The following is an 18,022-nucleotide window of genomic DNA, read 5'->3' as shown; positions in this document are numbered from 1 at the left end:
CTCCTAAAACCAGTTTTTACGTTTGAAATAAACGAGCATTAATCCAGTTATGATGATCATGACAATCCATACGGCTGGATAACTCCATTCCCAGCTAAGTTCCGGCATGTTTGTGAAATTCATTCCATAAATTCCTGCTATGAATGTTAATGGAATAAAAATTGTCGAAACAATCGTTAGTACTTTCATAATTTCGTTCATTTTCATACTTAAGCTGGAATAGTACACATCTAATAAACCGTAAAGTTGTCCTCGGGATGTCTCGACCATATCATTTGCTTGTACAATATGATCGTGAATATCCTGCAAATAAAAGGAAATATCTTCTTTTATGTAAGGAACTTTCCGATTGATTAATTTGTTTACGACTTCTCTAACTGGCCAAACCGTTTTCTTAAGCTGCAGAATTGTATTCTTATATTGATTAATATCTTGCAATGAATGATTATCAGGATCCTCCATGATCATACCTTCTAACTCAGCTATACGATCGTCCATTTCATCCATAATGATCAGGTATTGATCAAAGATCACATCAAGTAAGGAATAGTAAAGAAAATCCGCCCCGCTCTTTCGAATTCTTCCTTTACTTTCCTGCAGTTGTAAACGAACTGGATCGAATAAGTCACCGCGCTTTTCCTGAAAAGTGACGACTGTGTTTTCCATCAAAATAAAACTCACCTGTTCGATGTCAAGATCAGTACTTTCAGGTGATAAATCAAGCATCTTTACAATCGAAAGTAAGTGATCTTCAAAAAAGTCTATTTTCGGTCGATGATCCGTATTTAAAATATCCTCTGTCGTTAAAGGATGAAGTCCTAATTTTTTGCTAATCTGATCTACCAACTGAACATTATGTACACCATTTACATTAATCCAAGCTACTTGATCAGAGTCAATCAATGTCTTTATTTTATCTATCGAAACATCTTCAAACTCTTCCATCCCATGAGAGTCAAATGCGATAGCTGAAACAGTGACTTCCTCCGTTTGCTCATCTCCTATATAAACAAGCGAGCCTGGGGGCATTCCTTTTTTTTGAGTTCGATTTCTTCTAAGTTTTGTACGAATCCCCATTTGATTCCACCTCAATTCTCTTCTAAAATACCCTAATTTAATGAATTGAAAACACGAAAAGCTTTTCAATTATCCTGTTTAGACGCATGTCCAACAATAATTCAGCATAAAAAAAAGCCCATTCACAAGGGCTAAAGCACATCTTCTTTACGAATGATCTCTTCATACTTTTTCCAGAACGTTTCAAGATCAGACTTAGAAGAATCTGTCTTAATAGCATTCCACACAACTATCATAAATAAAGCAAGTCCAAGAAATAAAGCGGCTAATGATAATAGTACAGCTACCATCAAATCCCCCCTAAGCGGTTCTTTCCATTTTATGATGGTAAATGCACTAAAATGTTAGAATAAACAGATATTACTTGATTCTTTTTTCTAACTAGGTTATGTTACGAAAAACATCTTTTTCATCAGACAGGTACTTATTATCAAAAGTAGAATATAAGGAGGAGCATTATCATGGATCACTCTCGAAAAGATATTAAACAAATTGAAGAAAAGGCTAAAGAAGATCAGCGCCGTGCCGAGAAAGCCAAAAAAGTTGTGAAGGAAGCACAAAAAAGCGCCAATCCACAAAGAGAACACAACGAATTCTCATCGAAATAATAACAAAAGGACGCCTTCCAATTGGAAGGCGTCCTTTTGTTATTGTTCTGTATTCAATTCAATCAGATTGCCATCAGGATCAGAAACAAAAATTTGAGCAAAACCACTTTTACTCGTTGGATTCTCATAAACTTCTATCTTTTTTTCACGTAGCCATTTCAACGTATTATCATAACTATTAACACGAAAAGCGAAATGCCCTTCCCTCGATGACAATGATGTTGAACCCCGAAGCGTATTAGCATCAGGGTATACAATTAAATGAAGCTGTTGTTGACCGATTTGAAACCAGGCGCCTGGAAAGTCAAAATTTGGGCGTTTTATTTCTTTCAAGCATAATATATCTTTATAAAACTTTTTTGCCCGTTCAAGGTCTGTTACCGCCAAACTAACATGATGAATTTGCTGCACTTCAATCAATTTCGTTCCTCCCGCTCTTTACTTCTTGATTCTCTTGATTACTACCTAACTTTTGACTTGAAGGTAAGATAATTCGAAAAACAGTTCCTTCGCCCTCATGGCTAGTAACCTCAATGCGACCGCCGTGTTCCTTAATTACTTTATAGCTTACCATTAATCCTAGCCCAGTTCCTTTTTCTGAAGTTTGATAGTAAGGTTCACCCAGCCGATTAATCAAATGCTTAGGTATTCCCACGCCTTGATCTTCCACTTCCACAATTACTTCTTTTTCCTTATTTTCTAAAAGACTGATTCTAAGTTGACCGCCATGTGGCATGGCTTCAATGCCATTATTCATAATGTTCGTAATGACCTGCTTTATGTGTGAGCTGATACAAACGCACTGAATATCCGTATGACTATAAACTTCAATTATATCAATACTATACTCAGCAGCCTTTTTAGATAGGCGCTCAATTAAATCTCTCATTAGTTGATTCATATGAACCGTTTCGTACGAAACAAACTCTCTTTTGGATAGAAGAAGAAATTCATTTATCGTCTCCTCTAGCTGTTCCATTTCCTCCCCAACTACTTTAAGAAGTTCTTGATTAACTGCTTCATTTCCATCAAGCATTTGAAGAAAACCTTTCACTGTTGATAGCGGGTTTCTAATTTCATGTGCTACCCCTGCCGCAAGATCTCCAAGAACGTGGCTTGTTTCCGTCTTACGCAGATGTTCTTCCGCATCCTTAATCTGAGTCACATCTCGAATAATGACAAGGTGATGCTGAGGATAGATGTGGTAGCTTAATGTAAAACTAAATGTTTGAACGACACCTGTTTGCTCGTTCATTATTTTTCCTTCACCGCTTCTACCTAATTCAGCAGGATGATCCCACACAATATCACATTCTTTTTCTAATGAAGAATAATGCTTATCAACGACCTCATTCTCCTTTAATTGAAATAGGTCGCAAAATGCACCATTAACTTTTACAATAATTCCTTTTTCATTTAGGATAGCCATACCATCTAGAGCTCTTTCAAACAATTGACGAAACCGCTCTTCACTTCGCTTTAGTTCTGAGAACATTTGTTTTCTCTCTGTAATATCACGGTATATGGTTAAATACAAATCTCCATATCCGCTTTTCTTCGTTGTAAACTCAAGCTGTTTCTTTTCTCCGCCGAGCATTGTGAATTGAAGATCGCCTCTAATCTCACCTTGTTCTTCTAACGTTTTTTGAAACGATTTTCCCGCCTTAATATCAACGCCTTCAAGAAAATCAAACAAATTATACGTTTTCATTTCATTTAAACTGACCTTAAAGATCTGACAAGCAGCAGGATTCGCGTCTACGATCATCCGATCTTTGTCCCAAATTAAAATACCATCTAGCGCATTTTCAAAAATGTTCGTGAATTTATCTTTGCTCTCCATCAACTGGTCAAACAATACCTGCTCTTCGGTAACATCGCGAATAATTGATAAATTGTAATCTCGATAAGCTTTATATGTTATCGATAATTCAATGGATTTCCGTTTGCCATTCATAAGGAGAACAGGAAGCTTCTCCACTACATACCCCTTTTCAATCAAATTCTTTCTCATTTCTTCCAATGTTTCAAGCCCCTGAGGTGCAACATGATGTCCAAGTTTCATAGATTGAATCGATTCCATATCAATTTCAAAAATATCACAGCATGCTTGGTTGATTTCAATCAAGTTTCCCTCTTGATTCGAAAGCGTCATGCCGTCTCTAGAATGATTAAAAATGTGATCAAGCTTTCGACTTTTTTCAATCAATTCGAGGTGAAGATCATTCTTTTCCATTTCAGAGCCGGCTTCAAGCATGGAAAATGTTTGCTGATTCGTTTTTTTATATTCCATACGCGGTCTCCTTTTATGTGTAATAGTCTCATTATACCATCTCGGGGCATTGAACATAGTATTTAACTCCTAGACTCATCATTTTACTAGACAATTTAAATAACCTTTTCCTTTATCTTGTAAAACTCTGCCATTTACATATCTTCAGATGAATAGACATGAATGACTACTGAACCTTCGATCACTTTCGCCCTTATAAGAATCGGCTGATTAAGTTCATTTCGAAAGGAAAAATCTGGTCCGTACCAACTCACGGTGGCATCTCTACCAGGTTTCACATATGGAACACTTCTACTATGGGAATAGCGTTCTAAAATATGGACGCCCGCCTGGTCTACTGCATTAAAAAGAGTAGATGACACTTGACAAATTCCCCCACCAATTCCTTCAGATAACTCACCTCTTACAATGATTGGAGCTGGCAAATAGCCCTTCTCTTTTGTTCTTTTTCCAACTGTCTGGTTGAAAGAAAACGTTTCCCCTGGAAATACTACAGTATTGTTAATCGCCTCAGCCGCTAACATAATGTTCTTCGTTCGCTCCAGATTTCCTTTCTTAAAATAAGTAACAAAACCTCCCACTTGTTTTTTTCTAATGAATGATAAAAGCTCTGCGTTTACTTTTGGATAAAGAATGGTGAGATCTGGTTGAAGCCAAGTTGAACTATTGCGGTATAGACTATGAAGCAAATTCTCTCGAAAAGCGTCTCGATGTAACGTGTATCCATTGACTCCATCGACAATAGCTCCTTGGTTATCAATGAAGGCATTTACTGGAGACTTTGAGATAGTTACATCTACTTCATCCATTAATTCCTCCACCCGATCTGCTTCATAAAAAGGATAACCAAGGTCTTTTGAAAACAACTCTTCTTTCTTAATCTGATAAGTCTCTGCTCCTTTGTGGTGAATCGTTATGTGATGGTTTGAAAGCGCTGAAAACGCTATAGTCAAAGCTAGAAATAAATGCACCTTTACCATTCCCCCTTCTGAACTCGATCGTAGTATGCTTCATTTTAGGGATTAATAAAATAGCATACATCAGAATCGCTTGAGCAAAATAACTATGATGACTATACACAAGGGGGGAGCTAATGAAGCGTTTATTCACTTGTTTCATTTTATTATGTACGCTAGTCATTCCTACACGCGCTATAGCTGCCGAACCTTTTGATCACCTTCTCCCTATCGATAGTGAAATCAAACTTCTGCCATGGGAAAAAGCAGATGAGCTCCTCCCTCGGAAATCGATTTTTACAATGATTGATATTGAAAGCGGGAAGTCGTTTCAAGTTCAACGGAGAGCTGGTAGTAAGCACGCAGATATACAACCGTTAACGCGAGAAGACACAAAGGTTCTAAAAGCGATTTATGAAGAATGGAGTTGGAAGCGAAGGGCTGTCATTGTGCTATACGAAGGGAAAATGATTGCGGCTTCCATGAATGGAATGCCTCATGGAGCTGGCGCATTAGATAATGGATTTAACGGACACTTTTGCCTTCACTTCTTAAATAGCACGACTCATCGCACCCCTACACCAGATCCCGCGCATCACTTAATGATTCTAAAAGCAGGAGGACAGTTAGATCGCTACTTAATGAAGCGGACCCCTGAACAGCTCGTTGATGTTCTTATGCTAGCGATCAATAACACAGATGCTTCTTTATTAAGAAGAATTGTTTCTACACCTTTATCTGAGAACGAATTAATCGACCTCTCTCGCTTGTCGTTTACAAAATGGGAAGTGATTAAAGCTGAACAACAAGTCAAAACCAGAGTCGAAATTTATATAAAAGATGCTGGTGTTATTACAACAACGATTGATTTCACTGCACGACAAGATCCGATCACAAACAAATGGCAACTCGAAATACCAAAATTACTCGAAATTTCAAAAGACTAACAAGGAGTGGCATAAATGGATCGTTTTGAACAAGCTTATGAAGAGTATGTTAAAAATAGTGAGGCATATTATACTCCACCAGAGGCAAATTCCACCCATATTACGGCCGTCCGCAAAAATGAGGGTGGAGATTTAATTGCTTTTAAAACAAACACGGGAGAAGAGCTAGATTATGTCCAGGCTTTAGACGCTGCAAAGAATGGTCAACTTTCGGGAGTAGATGTATTTCAAAAGTATGGTAGAGAAATTATTCGAAGTGAGCCTGATGGTACGAAAGAAAATAATTTCGATCATTTACCAGAATTTTAAGGATGTCCGATCTCACTCCTCCATTCCCTTCTTGAACCAATGCAAAAAAGCGACACCTCAATGAAGTTGAGGTGTCGCTTGGAATGTTTGATGTATGGTGATCCGTATTGGGCTCGAACCAACGACCTCTACCCTGTCAAGGTAGCGCTCTCCCAACTGAGCTAACGGATCAATTAGGACATTTATAAATATACATGAAGATCTAAAGAACTGTCAATCCTTTCATGGGAAAATATTAGAAAAAAGGGCACCGAAACGATGCCCTTTCATTTATCCGATTCGTTCTTCTTTATCTCGCTTTTCACGCTCTTCTTTATCAAGGGATTCCTCTCGATCACGCAGACGATGCGCTAGGCGACTAGATGCATTTGCCGCAATGCTTGCGATGAGATCATCAAGGAAGGTATGAACACTTTCCCCTACTTTTGTATCAAGCTTTTCGATGATACCAAATTTTTGTTTATCAAGGTGACCGAATGTCGTAACAGCTATACTACCGTAGCCGAATACAGCACCAAGTGCGATTGTTTCATCAACACCAAATAACCCTTCATCCGTCTCAACAATGGATTGAAGTGGTTCAGAAAGCTTCCCTTGTTCCGCTAGCTTATCTAGTTCAATTCCAACTAGAACCGCATGCTGAATTTCTCGCTTTGTGAGAACAGCCTCAACACTTTCGACACAGTCCTCCATGGAAAGGTCATCTACATAAGGGGATTGCATTTCGTAAACAATTTCTGCAATATCCTCAATTGTAACGCCACGTTCTTTTATTAGGGCTTTTGCTGCTGCTTCTGTTTCTCTACTATGGATGCGTTTCTTCATAATAAGACCCCTCTCTGTAAACGATAAATAATTATGTGTTAGAATCATTATATCACTAATGTTTTTTATATTGTCAAACAATCAAACTATTTCAACAATTTTACGGGAGGCACTGCAATGAATCGAGGTACATACAAAGATGAAAGCATCTACAGTCACTATTTAAAAGAAGAAATTCCTTTCCAAGTTTATTTACCATATAATTATTCACCACTATACAAATACTCTTTTCTTATCGCTAATGATGGGAGCGATTATTTTAAATTAGGAAGACTTGGCCGCACAGCCGATGAACTAATTGAAAATGACGAAATTGAAGAGCTCATTATTGTAGGGATTCCCTATAAAAGTGTGGAAGATCGCTGGAGAAAATATCACCCAGACGGAGAGCAGTCAGATGATTACCTTCGTTTTCTTGCGAATGAACTTGTTCCTTATTTAGATGAACAGTATGCTACCTACCATCTTGGGTATGGTCGAGGATTAATTGGTGACTCTTTAGCAGCTACAGTCGCTTTGCGCGCTTCTCTTGACTACCCAAGAACGTTCGGTAGGGCTATCCTTCATTCACCATATGTAGATGAGGCGATCATGAATAAGGTAGAGGATTTTGCTGAGCCTGAGTTGCTATCTCTATACCATATTATCGGAACAGAAGAAACAGAAGTACCTACAACAGATGGGAAAACAAAAAATTTCATTAATCCAAACCGTAAATTAAATAAAATTATAAAGGAAAAAGATTTTGATTATTTCTATGATGAATTCGAAGGCGGGCACCTTTGGAAGAACTGGCAACCGGATATGAAACGCTCTCTTTTACACATGTTTAAACTCTAAGTGAGTCAATCGTTTCTTATTTTTGAATTTTTGGTATAATTATAAATGGAACATTATATGACTTGTCGATCATTGGCAATCGAGTATATTAACCAGGAGGGAATGGAATATGAAATACGGCATTGCAATTTTCCCATCGAAAAAACTAGCAGACGTTGCTAACTCCTTTCGAAAACGTTATGATCCGCACTATGCGCTCATTCCACCACATTTGACTTTACGCGAAGGCTTTGATGCAACGGAAGAAGAGATTCAGAAATTAACACCTGTGCTACACAAAATCTCTGATGAGTCTAAACCTTTTTCAATGCATGTTTATAAAGTAGGATCTTTTAATCCTGTTAACAACGTGATTTATTTTAAAGTGAAAGACAATGAAGTTCTTGATGATTTGCATAGAAAGTTAAATCCTGAAGAGGCTCTTTCGGAACGTGACTACAACTTTGTTCCTCACATTACGATCGCACAGAACCTTTCGGATGATGAGCATTCTGATGTATATGGTAGTTTGCAGATGAAAGATGTTAATCACGAAGAAACAATCGATCGCTTCCAGCTCCTTTATCAATTAGAAAATGGTATGTGGACCGTTTATGAAACGTTTCACCTTGGCAAAGTTCGCTAATGGAAGTGAAAGTCGTTCAATCGAAGAAAGAGTTGGATGATGCTTTTCAAGTAAGACAGACTGTTTTCGTTGAAGAGCAAAAAGTACCAGCTGAATTAGAAATTGATGAGCACGAGAAACACGCTTATCACTTTGTAGCTTACGATGATCACCAACCTACAGCTGCTGGTCGTTTTAGAGTATTAGATCATATAGCTAAAGTTGAACGAATCTGTGTGCTAAGGGACTATCGTAAAACAGGTCTCGGACAGATTCTAATGAATTCAATTGAAAAACATGCGAGAGAATTAGATCTTAAAGAAATGAAACTCAATGCACAAATGACCGCTGTAGGGTTTTATGAGAAACTTGGATACACAACGGTTTCTGGAGAATTTATGGACGCTGGGATACCTCACGTCACAATGATAAAAGCACTATGACACTGGTTTCTAACCAGTGTCTTTTTGTTTGGACTTTCTTCAATTAATAATGTACCCTCTCTCCAACCTGAATGTTTTTCTTAAATATAATCGTATCAACAAAAAATTAAAAAAAACCAATTAAATCATCCTTTTTCGTGCATGCTAAAATTGATGCAAATTGAATTGGAGATGGTGATCTGTGGGTATTGGATCAATTACGTTAGAGCTTCTCGTTGGCTTTCTAGCTTTACTCGTACTAACAAAGGCACTTGGTAAAACACAGATTACTCAAATCACACCTTTTGACTTTATCTCATCACTCGTACTTGGAGAACTTGTAGGAAATGCGATTTACGACAAAGAAGTCAATATATTATCGATTATCTATGCAGTCTTACTATGGGGTGTATTAATTTATATTGTGGAATGGATTACACAGAAATTCAGAGCTACGAGAAGCATTCTAGAAGGAAATCCTTCTATTGTGATCAGTCATGGAAAAATTAATCGGCGTCAACTTCAAAAAAACAAATTAGATATCAATCAATTACAAAATTTACTTCGACAAAAGGATGTTTTCTCACTTCGAGAAGTTGAATTCGCCATTCTTGAAACGAATGGAAGTATTAGTGTATTAAAGAAATCAGATTATCAGCAGCCGACAAAACAAGACTTTGATCTTAAACCAAAACAGGGTTATTTATCAGTTGATATTATTTCGGATGGGAAAATCGACTGGGGAAACCTTCATGATGCTGGTTTCAATGAGGAATGGTTGAATAAAATTCTTAAGGAGCATAACATCGATCATGCTGAAGATTTATTAATATTGGAGTGGCAACAGGATACAGGTGTATTTCTACAAAAAATTGATAAGGATTAGGTGATCTATTCTCCCAATCCTTACCCGAATTGTAAATAACGTACATCCTTAATCATATGGATCATTGTGATAGGTAAATGAGATGTTTATGGAAAGAACCACAATCATCTACCTCATCCGTATATTTATTATTCTTGCCATTGGATCAATTTTGGATTAGGGTCAAGAATACTTTCATACTGCCCTCTTTTTCCATATACAGCTTCCGGATCTAGTTTAAGATACCGGTTGTATTTCTCTGCTCGCAGTTCTGCTGTAGACCATCCTAAATGCTTAATTCTTAAACAAGATAAGCTATTGGGAAGCTGAAAAATATTCTCAGGATATCTTCCACAATGCTGTTTCTGTTCTTTCCATTTATAAGTGAAATCGTTTTTGTATCTTAATAAAAAGGGACGATAAAGATGGTGAGCATTCCATTGTTCATCTTCTCGATAGTTTTTTCCGTCCCACATATCATAAATCCGGAAAGAAAACAGATCAAACTCTTCTTGGTTTGTTAGCGCTCTAAGTTGTTGAGCGACGCCCTCCTCAAACATCTCATCAGCGTCCATGTTCAGAATCCAGTCAGGATTTGTTTCAATTGTTTTCTCCCATTGCTGTTTACGGAGAGTAATTTCATTTGAAAATTTGGATTCGCTATTATGAATAATGGTTAACGGAATATCCTCTAGTATTTTTTTGCAAATTCTAACTGAATTGTCCGTGCTTCCATCGTCTATGATTACAGCCTCATCAATATAATCCAGGTGCTTTCTTAATACTTTTTCTAAGTATTTTCCCTCTTCATTTTTAATAACCATAGACAACGTAATTCGTGGTTTTTGAGAAGTTTTCACTTTCTTATCCGCTACAGGCAATTCAATCACGTCAGCTTCCAAGTAATCATTTACACCTTCAAGGTCCGATCGCCGATATAGATGATAAGGAGGATAATGAGTGTCCGCCCATAAAGAAAGACCTAGCGCACCCGCTCGAATACAAAAATGACGATCCTCTCCCCAAAATGTTAAATTCGGGATCTTTTTGAAGCATACCCCTTTTTCAAGCGCATTCCTTGAAATCAATGTGCATGCACCAAGCCCGCCTACTTCATAAACACCTGGTTGCCTTAATTGATTGATGAAATCACGATATCGCTGTCCTTCTTCTGAATCGTTTAGCTCTTCACCAGGTTTTTTTTCAAATTGAGTGTACTCGTCAGTAAGCCATACTTGAGGTTGTTCCATCGCTTCAGGCTGCCATCTAGTCCAGAATACCTCGGATATAATATCTTTCTGTTGTGCAACTAAATGTTGAATCGTTTCCTTTTGTAAGACAAGGTCTGAATCCACTAGAAAGATATAATCAAATTTATGTTCTTTTGCATGTTCAATCATTGCATCCTTAAATTGAGCGACCTTCCATACAAGAGTCTCATTCCAATAATGTGTCATCTGATTTTTTCGGTATTCTTCTTCAGAATCAATATCCTTAATCGTCACTTCCTGCATTTCCTTTTGAAAATCCTTTAACAATAACGTTGATTTCTTATCCTGATTGTCGTTAATAAAATAATAATAAAATGATAACCCTTCTTCATTAAGCCGTTTCAATGACTTCAGAAAACACCTTAGAATCTCAGGATCTTGCCGAATCGGGCTTGCTATTAAAACCTTCTTTTTAACTGAAAGAAGCCTTTTTTCAAGATACTGTTTATTCTGCACATATTTAGAGTCACCTGGTCGAGTAACTCCCGCCATTTCATTATAGTAATAAGCAGTCTCATAATCTCCAAGAACATCATAGCAAACACAAAGTTGAATATACGGAATCCAATTTGAATAGAAACGCTTTTGGGTACCTAAATTATCTTCTTGAATGGTTGTTTTCGTAGCCAATTTATACCAAAATATAGCAGGTTGATAATCCTTCTTTTCAAAGAAATAATTGGCTACCTTACAGCAAAATTCAGGTCTTGGTGTAGTATAAGAAAAAGAATGAAGGATAGAGCGCAAACTGTCTGCCTTCTTACCAAGGGCAGCATAACAGTCAGCAAGCTTTGCACACGTAGCCACATTGTCTTCGATCCAGCCTTTTTGTCCTTCCAAAAATTTCTCATAATACTCAATTGCCGTTTCGAATTCGCTATGGTCTTTAAGCTCATTAGCAAAATAATACATATCTCTAGGAGTAAATTGTTCTTCACGTTCTAGCCTTTCTTTATAGATCGTTATATTTCTAGTTGCATCATGATGGATGGGATTATGAAGAACAGAAATCTCACTGTTGATTATATTACCACCAACTTCTAAATACTCATGAACTGCCCCGATCCACTTGAAATGACGCTCTCGCCTTACTAGACGATTTCGCATCAAACTCGAAGTCACATTCCCAAATTCATCTAAGGAAAGGTTGTAGTGCATCCTTACTGAATCGACAGAGGGATCGAGATCGTTCTTCAACTTCTTCAGCTTTTGACGGTCTTCTTCTAGAAAGACATCGTCCGCATCAAGCCATAGAATATAATCCATTGTCGCTTTAGAAAAAGCAAAATTACGAGCCTTCGCAAAATCATTTACCCATTTAAAATCATAAATGTTTGCTTGATAACTTTCAGCAATCTCCTTTGTCTTGTCATCGGATCCTGTATCGATAATATTAATCTCATCAACAATGTCATGAATGGAATGAAGGCATGTCCCTAATACAGCTTCTTCATTTTTTACAATTAAGCATAAACTGATTGAAACCAAATCTCATTCCTCCTAAGAATTAGTATAATTTAATTAATTCAATTACGTTAAAGGGGAACTTATTACATAAACCCACTTTCATTGGAAAAATAACGGGACTCCCATGGCTAACAAAGTATGCAGTAAAGATTTAAACACAACCATGGGAGATTCCGTTCTAGAAAGTTTATACAAGTATTAGAGAACTGCTATTTTTTACTTCACCAACTTTCAGTGAGTAAAAATGTAGCCGTTACTGTCGCTGTACCTCCCTCCAAATTCACTGCAGCTAGCGTAACAATTTCATTCGTTGGGAGGGTGAAATCAATTAATTCATTCATACCTACTACTCTGCTAACCCCAGACCCACCTGATGTTGCTCCTTGAAATACCACTTCACCAGCGGTGTACGTGGTCGCCGTATTATTCACCTCTAAAGCCGTCTCGGTATTTGGTATATTCGTATTAGCAGTAGGGAAATTCCCAAATGAACCGTTAATTGTGCCGCCTATTAAGACCTGATAAGCAACATCTAAAGAAGAAATAACCTGAATTCCTTCCAAACTAATTTGAACAGAATTAGCTCTTCCTGATCCTGCTGGAAACACTGATTTTCTCCTAAATGAAATGAGAGGTGTTAACGTTGCTCCAATTCCACTAACCGTCCTTCTCTCAGATGTAACCCTGTATATTGGATTATATCTCCCCACAATCCCGTATTGTCTCCCACCTACAAAAACGGAAAGTGCTGATGAAGTACCATCGTTATCGACCTGCGCTCTTAGTGGAAGATTGGGATCAACAAAACTTGTTTCTCCGGTTGGAGAGTATCTGTGAACCGTAATAACTTCTTGTGCAAGGGTAGTGGGATCTGGCAATACGACTCTAAATTCAATAACTCCATATCCATACCATGTAAAAAGAATTTGAAAGATGTTCCCTTTACTTAGCGAAAGAGTTGCTCCACTAGGACCGCTTCCATCTAATGGATCAACATTCCAGGATGATTGATTAATAACCGTATCGACTCCACCTCTTCTAACAGCTACAAATGTATCTGTTGCATTCCGACCAAAGTAACCCCCGTTCTGATCATCAAACAACCCCCACCTTGTAACTTGTGTACCTGTTGGAAGACTGGGAAGACGGATTCCTATCCCCGCCTCACCAGCATACCCGGGTTCATACCTTCCTCTTAATGCACTATCCAGTGTAGCCGCGTCAGTGCCGCCAGTAGAAGTACTGACGCTATATTCAGTTGCATCATTTGTAACGGTTCCCCCGCCAGTCGTAGTCACAATATCTCTTATAGCAGAAACACCATAAACGGATGTCAATTCTACGATTGGCGTCCTTTCTGCAATTCGAAGCTCATCAAATTGTGAACTAACATTTGGGCCAATGTTAGTAATGTTTATATCCGCCAAAATCAACCCTCCATTCTCTGCAAGTCCTCACCATTCTTCAGTTACTCTGAACGTGGCAACTACGGAACCACTTCCTGTAAATGTTGCAACGGCCAGTGTCACAAATGCGGTATCAGGGAGTTCGAAATCCAACAAGGATGCAGATGCCAGAACTCGATTGTTCCCCTGGGCAGAAGCTGCTGCAAGTCCCTGTAAGAGTACCTGCCCGCCTGTTAATGTAGTGGATGTAGTATTTACAAGTAAGGCCGTTTCAGAGTTTGGAATATTCGTCGTTGCAGTTGGAAAGGTGACAAAGGACCCATTCAGCGTTCCACCGAGTAAAACTTGATAATAAATATCATCACTAGTTACTAAATCAATCCCCTCTAGTGTTACACTTACTGAGTTAGGTCTACCTGACCCTGCGGGAAATTCAGTCTTACGTTGAAATGAAATAACGGGTGTTAATGTTGTGGTTGCTGTGATCGTACGTCGTTCAGATGTGATTCTAAATGTTGGGTTGTAGTTCCCTATAATTGAATACTGCCTTCCTCCTACAAATGCCTGAAGCGCACTTGCAGTTCCATCATTATTAATCTCGGCTCGTAAAGGTAAGTTAGGATCAGCAAGACTCGTTTCTCCACTTGGAGCATAACGATTAACGGTTATAACTTCTTGTGCAAGAGTAGTAGGGTTCGGAATGACAACTCGAAACTCAATGACACCATAGCCATACCATGTGAAATCTAATTGGAATATATTACCATTAGATAAATCTAATGTAGCTCCACTTGGACCACTTCCGTCAAGCGAATCAACATTCCAAGAAGCTTGCGGAATAACCGTATCTACACCGGCTCTCCTAATACCTACAAACGATGAAGTATTATCCACTCCGAAGAAAACACCATTTTCATCATCAAACAATCCCCACCTTGCAACTTGAGTGCCTGTTGGCAGATCAGGAAGACGGACACCAATACCTGCCTCACCAGAATAGCCAGATTGATAACGCCCTTTTTCTGCACTGGATAATATAGCAGAATCAGCTCCGCTGGCTGTAGTCGTTAAAACAAACTCAGTATCATTGCTTGAAACGGTTGCACTACCAGTAGTTGTAACAATATCTCGTAAATCAGATAGACCGTAGACGGAAGTCAATTCAATAATAGGCGTTTTGGCAGCCGTTCTTAATTCACTAAATTGTGAACTGACATTTGGACCTACATTTGCAATTGTTACATCTGGATCTATAGTTCCAGTAGGACCCGTTGCACCGGTTGCCCCAGTTTCTCCGGTTGCACCTGTTTCTCCCGTGGCTCCGGTTTCTCCGGTTTCTCCAGTTTCACCCGTTGCCCCGGTTACCCCCGTTTCCCCTGTTGCCCCGGTGGCTCCGGTTTCTCCTGTTGCACCCGTGGCTCCTGTTGCACCCGTGGCTCCGGTTTCACCAGTTACTCCTGTTTCTCCGGTTGCTCCTGTTGCTCCAGTTTCTCCCGTTTCTCCCGTTTCTCCGGTTTCACCCGTGGCTCCTGTTGCACCCGTGGCTCCGGTTTCTCCGGTTACCCCAGTTGATCCAGTTTCTCCCGTTGCTCCGGTTTCTCCCGTGACTCCGGTTGCACCCGTTTCCCCTTTTGCCCCGGTTACTCCGGTTTCACCCGTGGCTCCGGTTTCTCCTGTTTCTCCAGTTGCACCCGTTGCTCCGGTTACCCCCGTTTCCCCTGTTGCCCCGGTTACTCCGGTTGCCCCGGTTGCTCCCGTTGCCCCGGTGGCTCCAGTGGCTCCAGTTGATCCGGTTGCTCCCGTGGCTCCGGTTTCACCAGTTACTCCGGTTTCTCCGGTTGCTCCCGTGACTCCGGTAGCTCCCGTTGCTCCCGTTTCTCCGGTTGCACCAGTTTCACCCGTGACTCCGGTTTCTCCGGTTGCTCCAGTTTCACCCGTTGCCCCGGTTACCCCCGTTTCCCCTGTTGCCCCGGTGGGTCCGGTTTCTCCTGTTGCACCCGTTGCTCCTGTTGCACCCGTTGCTCCGGTTTCACCAGTTACTCCTGTTTCTCCGGTTGCTCCTGTTGCTCCAGTTTCTCCGGTTTCTCCCGTTTCTCCCGTTTCTCCGGTTGCTCCTGTTTCACCGGTTGCTCCCGTTGCTCCGGTTGCACCCGTTGCTCCTGTTTCTCCCGTTGCTCCTGTTTCACCGGTTGCTCCCGTTTCTCCGGTTTCTCCCGTTTCTCCTGTTTCACCGGTTGCTCCCGTTTCTCCCGTTTCTCCGGTTGCTCCGGTTTCTCCCGTTTCTCCCGTGACTCCGGTTTCTCCGGTTATCCCAGTTTCACCGGTTGCTCCGGTTGCTCCCGTGGCTCCTGTTTCTCCCGTTGCTCCCGTGGCTCCTGTTTCACCAGTTGCTCCCGTTTCTCCGGTTGCTCCGGTTTCTCCCGTTTCTCCGGTTTCTCCCGTGACTCCGGTTTCTCCGGTTATCCCAGTTTCACCGGTTTCTCCGGTTGCACCCGTTGCTCCGGTTGCTCCTGTTTCACCTGTTGCTCCGGTTGCTCCTGTTTCACCGGTTGCTCCGGTTGTTCCGGTTGATCCCATTTCTCCTGTGGATCCTGTTTCACCGGTTGCACCCGTTGCTCCGGTTGCTCCCGTTTCTCCGGTTGCTCCGGTTTCTCCCGTTTCTCCGGTTTCTCCCGTGACTCCGGTTTCTCCGGTTATCCCAGTTTCACCGGTTGCTCCGGTTGCTCCCGTGGCTCCTGTTTCTCCCGTTGCTCCCGTGGCTCCTGTTTCACCAGTTGCTCCCGTTTCTCCGGTTGCTCCGGTTTCTCCCGTTTCTCCGGTTTCTCCCGTGACTCCGGTTTCTCCCGTGACTCCGGTTATCCCAGTTTCACCGGTTTCTCCGGTTGCACCCGTTTCTCCGGTTGCTCCGGTTTCACCTGTTGCTCCGGTTGCTCCTGTTTCACCGGTTGCACCCGTTGCTCCGGTTGCTCCCGTTTCTCCGGTTGCTCCAGTCGCTCCCGTTTCTCCAGTTGATCCCGTTACCCCAGTTGCTCCGGTTGCCCCGGTCGCTCCGGTTGCCCCGGTCGCTCCACTCAATTGGGCCCCTATCAATTCAGAAGAAACCAAACGATGAGCCGTGACCAATTGGCCTGCAGTGTTTTTACCCCAGGCAGATACTTCAATATTTTTTTCAGCGGCGCCACCCGTAGTGAAATTAAACTCAAATGCATCAAAATTAGCCGCAAAAGTCTTAGTTATAACTTGATTCGGTGCAATACTGAACAATTCTTGAACATATAAAGTTCTGGTGTTACTTAATATATATCCTTCGATATAGACAGTTCCGTTCAACGTTGAACTTCGATTTGTTATTTTCGCTGAAAACTGTTGTGTTGCTCTGACACCATTTACTGGAGCGTTTTCGATTGGCCCAGTGTATAATATTGGCATTTTACCCCCCTTTTCCCATTAAAAGCTTCACTTCAACCGTTTGTTAAGGAAAGTAAAATTCCGCTGTTTAATCTACTTTCAATTCAGATAGGACAAGTCTATGTGCCGGTTGCAATGTGCCATTCGACTTTCCCCAAACTGATATTCCTGTTTGCGCCATTGCAAGGCCAGTTATATTAAACGAAAATTGATAACCATCAAGATCTGCAAAATAAGTCTTTGAAACGACACCATTCACAGGAATAGTCATTAGTTCTAAGACATACACAGTCTGAGTTCCGTTTAGTTGCTTCCCCACTATTTCTACTGTAGAGGTATTGATAGGACTACGGTTCGAAATCTTGATTATCACCTGTTGCGTTGGCCTGATACCATTAATAGGTTTATTTTCAATTGGCCCAGTCGTCAAAATAAGCAACATCTCTCCTCCTTACCCTACTCACTTCAAGTGACTTAATCACCTCACTTGATCCAGATGACCCTATCTGAAGTGAGTATCCCCGCGTCATTTTTGGAAGGTCTGTCATTACTAAGTTGCATCTCAAACAATATATGATGATTCCTTTCTAATATGAAAAATATTTACAGGGGTACTCCCTTACATAACTAATAGATAACTGTTACCATATCACACTGAATTCTGCACTTTTTAAATATTGTATATCACAGTAATTATTTTCACGTTTAGGCTAATATGAATAGA

At 40.3% G+C, this 18,022-nt stretch carries 17 protein-coding genes and 1 tRNA gene; 7 read left to right on the top strand and 11 right to left on the bottom strand.

The features are described from left to right. Positions 1 to 3: 3 nt before the first annotated feature. Both corA and IQ283_RS16745 read right to left on the bottom strand, forming a co-directional pair. Positions 4 to 1,077, bottom strand: coding sequence for a magnesium/cobalt transporter CorA (gene corA / locus IQ283_RS16750; protein WP_194221248.1), 1,074 nt, complete (start codon positions 1,075 to 1,077; stop codon positions 4 to 6). Between the two features lie 131 nt (positions 1,078 to 1,208). Next, positions 1,209 to 1,367, bottom strand: a complete 159-nt coding sequence (locus IQ283_RS16745) for a hypothetical protein (protein ID WP_194221247.1) — start codon at positions 1,365 to 1,367, stop codon at positions 1,209 to 1,211. A gap of 171 nt (positions 1,368 to 1,538) precedes the next feature. Here IQ283_RS16745 and IQ283_RS16740 point away from each other — a divergent pair, with 171 nt between their 5' ends. Beyond that, entirely contained in the window at positions 1,539 to 1,685 is a 147-nt protein-coding gene (locus IQ283_RS16740; protein WP_194221246.1) for a hypothetical protein, read from the top strand. A gap of 39 nt (positions 1,686 to 1,724) precedes the next feature. Here IQ283_RS16740 and IQ283_RS16735 read toward each other — a convergent pair whose 3' ends face one another. The 3 genes from IQ283_RS16735 to IQ283_RS16725 form a co-directional block, all read right to left on the bottom strand. Continuing rightward, positions 1,725 to 2,096, bottom strand: a complete 372-nt coding sequence (locus IQ283_RS16735; RefSeq protein ID WP_308809530.1) for a VOC family protein — start codon at positions 2,094 to 2,096, stop codon at positions 1,725 to 1,727. 1 nt (position 2,097) lies between these two features. Further along, positions 2,098 to 3,978: a PAS domain-containing sensor histidine kinase gene (locus IQ283_RS16730; protein ID WP_194221244.1), complete on the bottom strand. Its 1,881-nt coding sequence runs from the start codon at positions 3,976 to 3,978 to the stop codon at positions 2,098 to 2,100. A 134-nt stretch (positions 3,979 to 4,112) separates the two neighbouring features. Further along, positions 4,113 to 4,949, bottom strand: coding sequence for a VanW family protein (locus IQ283_RS16725; RefSeq protein ID WP_242057373.1), 837 nt, complete (start codon positions 4,947 to 4,949; stop codon positions 4,113 to 4,115). A gap of 122 nt (positions 4,950 to 5,071) precedes the next feature. Between IQ283_RS16725 and IQ283_RS16720 the strand changes: the two genes are divergently transcribed. Together IQ283_RS16720 and IQ283_RS16715 are read left to right on the top strand one after the other, a co-directional pair. Beyond that, entirely contained in the window at positions 5,072 to 5,881 is an 810-nt protein-coding gene (locus tag IQ283_RS16720) for a hypothetical protein (protein WP_194221242.1), read from the top strand. 15 nt (positions 5,882 to 5,896) lie between these two features. Continuing rightward, positions 5,897 to 6,190: a DUF3892 domain-containing protein gene (locus IQ283_RS16715; protein WP_194221241.1), complete on the top strand. Its 294-nt coding sequence runs from the start codon at positions 5,897 to 5,899 to the stop codon at positions 6,188 to 6,190. Between the two features lie 95 nt (positions 6,191 to 6,285). Here IQ283_RS16715 and IQ283_RS16710 read toward each other — a convergent pair. Further along, positions 6,286 to 6,361, bottom strand: a tRNA-Val gene (locus IQ283_RS16710). Positions 6,362 to 6,460: 99 nt separating this feature from the next. Then, on the bottom strand, positions 6,461 to 7,015 hold the full coding sequence (locus tag IQ283_RS16705) for a phosphatidylglycerophosphatase A family protein (protein WP_194221240.1): 555 nt from the start codon (positions 7,013 to 7,015) through the stop codon (positions 6,461 to 6,463). Between the two features lie 117 nt (positions 7,016 to 7,132). Between IQ283_RS16705 and IQ283_RS16700 the strand changes: the two genes are divergently transcribed. The 4 genes from IQ283_RS16700 to IQ283_RS16685 all read left to right on the top strand — a co-directional run bounded on the left by IQ283_RS16700 (position 7,133) and on the right by IQ283_RS16685 (position 9,767). After that, a complete protein-coding gene (locus IQ283_RS16700; protein WP_194221239.1) occupies positions 7,133 to 7,855 on the top strand; it encodes an alpha/beta hydrolase in 723 nt (240 codons plus the stop codon). Positions 7,856 to 7,964: 109 nt separating this feature from the next. After that, positions 7,965 to 8,480 (top strand): YjcG family protein, encoded by a 516-nt coding sequence (locus IQ283_RS16695; protein WP_194221238.1) that lies wholly within the window; start codon positions 7,965 to 7,967, stop codon positions 8,478 to 8,480. Continuing rightward, on the top strand, positions 8,480 to 8,902 hold the full coding sequence (locus tag IQ283_RS16690) for a GNAT family N-acetyltransferase (protein ID WP_194221237.1): 423 nt from the start codon (positions 8,480 to 8,482) through the stop codon (positions 8,900 to 8,902). Before IQ283_RS16695 ends, IQ283_RS16690 begins: the two co-directional genes overlap by 1 nt. Positions 8,903 to 9,083: 181 nt before the next feature. Beyond that, positions 9,084 to 9,767: a DUF421 domain-containing protein gene (locus tag IQ283_RS16685; RefSeq protein ID WP_194221236.1), complete on the top strand. Its 684-nt coding sequence runs from the start codon at positions 9,084 to 9,086 to the stop codon at positions 9,765 to 9,767. Between the two features lie 128 nt (positions 9,768 to 9,895). Here IQ283_RS16685 and IQ283_RS24355 read toward each other — a convergent pair whose 3' ends face one another. The 4 genes from IQ283_RS24355 to IQ283_RS16665 form a co-directional block, all read right to left on the bottom strand. Next, on the bottom strand, positions 9,896 to 12,505 hold the full coding sequence (locus IQ283_RS24355) for a glycosyltransferase (RefSeq protein ID WP_322098501.1): 2,610 nt from the start codon (positions 12,503 to 12,505) through the stop codon (positions 9,896 to 9,898). Between the two features lie 200 nt (positions 12,506 to 12,705). After that, positions 12,706 to 13,911, bottom strand: a complete 1,206-nt coding sequence (locus IQ283_RS16675) for a hypothetical protein (protein WP_194221235.1) — start codon at positions 13,909 to 13,911, stop codon at positions 12,706 to 12,708. Between the two features lie 27 nt (positions 13,912 to 13,938). Beyond that, positions 13,939 to 17,319 carry a collagen-like triple helix repeat-containing protein gene (locus IQ283_RS24325; protein ID WP_194221234.1) on the bottom strand — a complete coding sequence of 1,127 codons (3,381 nt, stop codon included), beginning with the start codon at positions 17,317 to 17,319 and terminating at the stop codon, positions 13,939 to 13,941. 67 nt (positions 17,320 to 17,386) lie between these two features. After that, a complete protein-coding gene (locus tag IQ283_RS16665) occupies positions 17,387 to 17,617 on the bottom strand; it encodes a hypothetical protein (RefSeq protein ID WP_242057372.1) in 231 nt (76 codons plus the stop codon). Positions 17,618 to 18,022 lie beyond the last annotated feature (405 nt).

The organism is Pseudalkalibacillus hwajinpoensis, assembly GCF_015234585.1.
Lineage (GTDB): Bacteria > Bacillota > Bacilli > Bacillales > Guptibacillaceae > Guptibacillus > Guptibacillus hwajinpoensis_B.
Note: the sequence above shows the minus strand (reverse complement) of the source record. Positions and strands in the feature narration are given on the sequence as shown.

Coding starts and splice junctions, on each gene's coding strand:
- IQ283_RS16715 (WP_194221241.1), top strand. CDS start 5,897: ATGGATCGTTTTGAACAAGCTTATGAAGAGTATGTTAAAAATAGTGAG.
- IQ283_RS16690 (WP_194221237.1), top strand. CDS start 8,480: ATGGAAGTGAAAGTCGTTCAATCGAAGAAAGAGTTGGATGATGCTTTT.
- IQ283_RS16730 (WP_194221244.1), bottom strand. CDS start 3,978: ATGGAATATAAAAAAACGAATCAGCAAACATTTTCCATGCTTGAAGCC.
- IQ283_RS16740 (WP_194221246.1), top strand. CDS start 1,539: ATGGATCACTCTCGAAAAGATATTAAACAAATTGAAGAAAAGGCTAAA.
- IQ283_RS16705 (WP_194221240.1), bottom strand. CDS start 7,015: ATGAAGAAACGCATCCATAGTAGAGAAACAGAAGCAGCAGCAAAAGCC.
- IQ283_RS16695 (WP_194221238.1), top strand. CDS start 7,965: ATGAAATACGGCATTGCAATTTTCCCATCGAAAAAACTAGCAGACGTT.
- IQ283_RS24325 (WP_194221234.1), bottom strand. CDS start 17,319: ATGCCAATATTATACACTGGGCCAATCGAAAACGCTCCAGTAAATGGT.
- IQ283_RS16700 (WP_194221239.1), top strand. CDS start 7,133: ATGAATCGAGGTACATACAAAGATGAAAGCATCTACAGTCACTATTTA.
- corA (WP_194221248.1), bottom strand. CDS start 1,077: ATGGGGATTCGTACAAAACTTAGAAGAAATCGAACTCAAAAAAAAGGA.
- IQ283_RS16745 (WP_194221247.1), bottom strand. CDS start 1,367: ATGGTAGCTGTACTATTATCATTAGCCGCTTTATTTCTTGGACTTGCT.
- IQ283_RS16720 (WP_194221242.1), top strand. CDS start 5,072: ATGAAGCGTTTATTCACTTGTTTCATTTTATTATGTACGCTAGTCATT.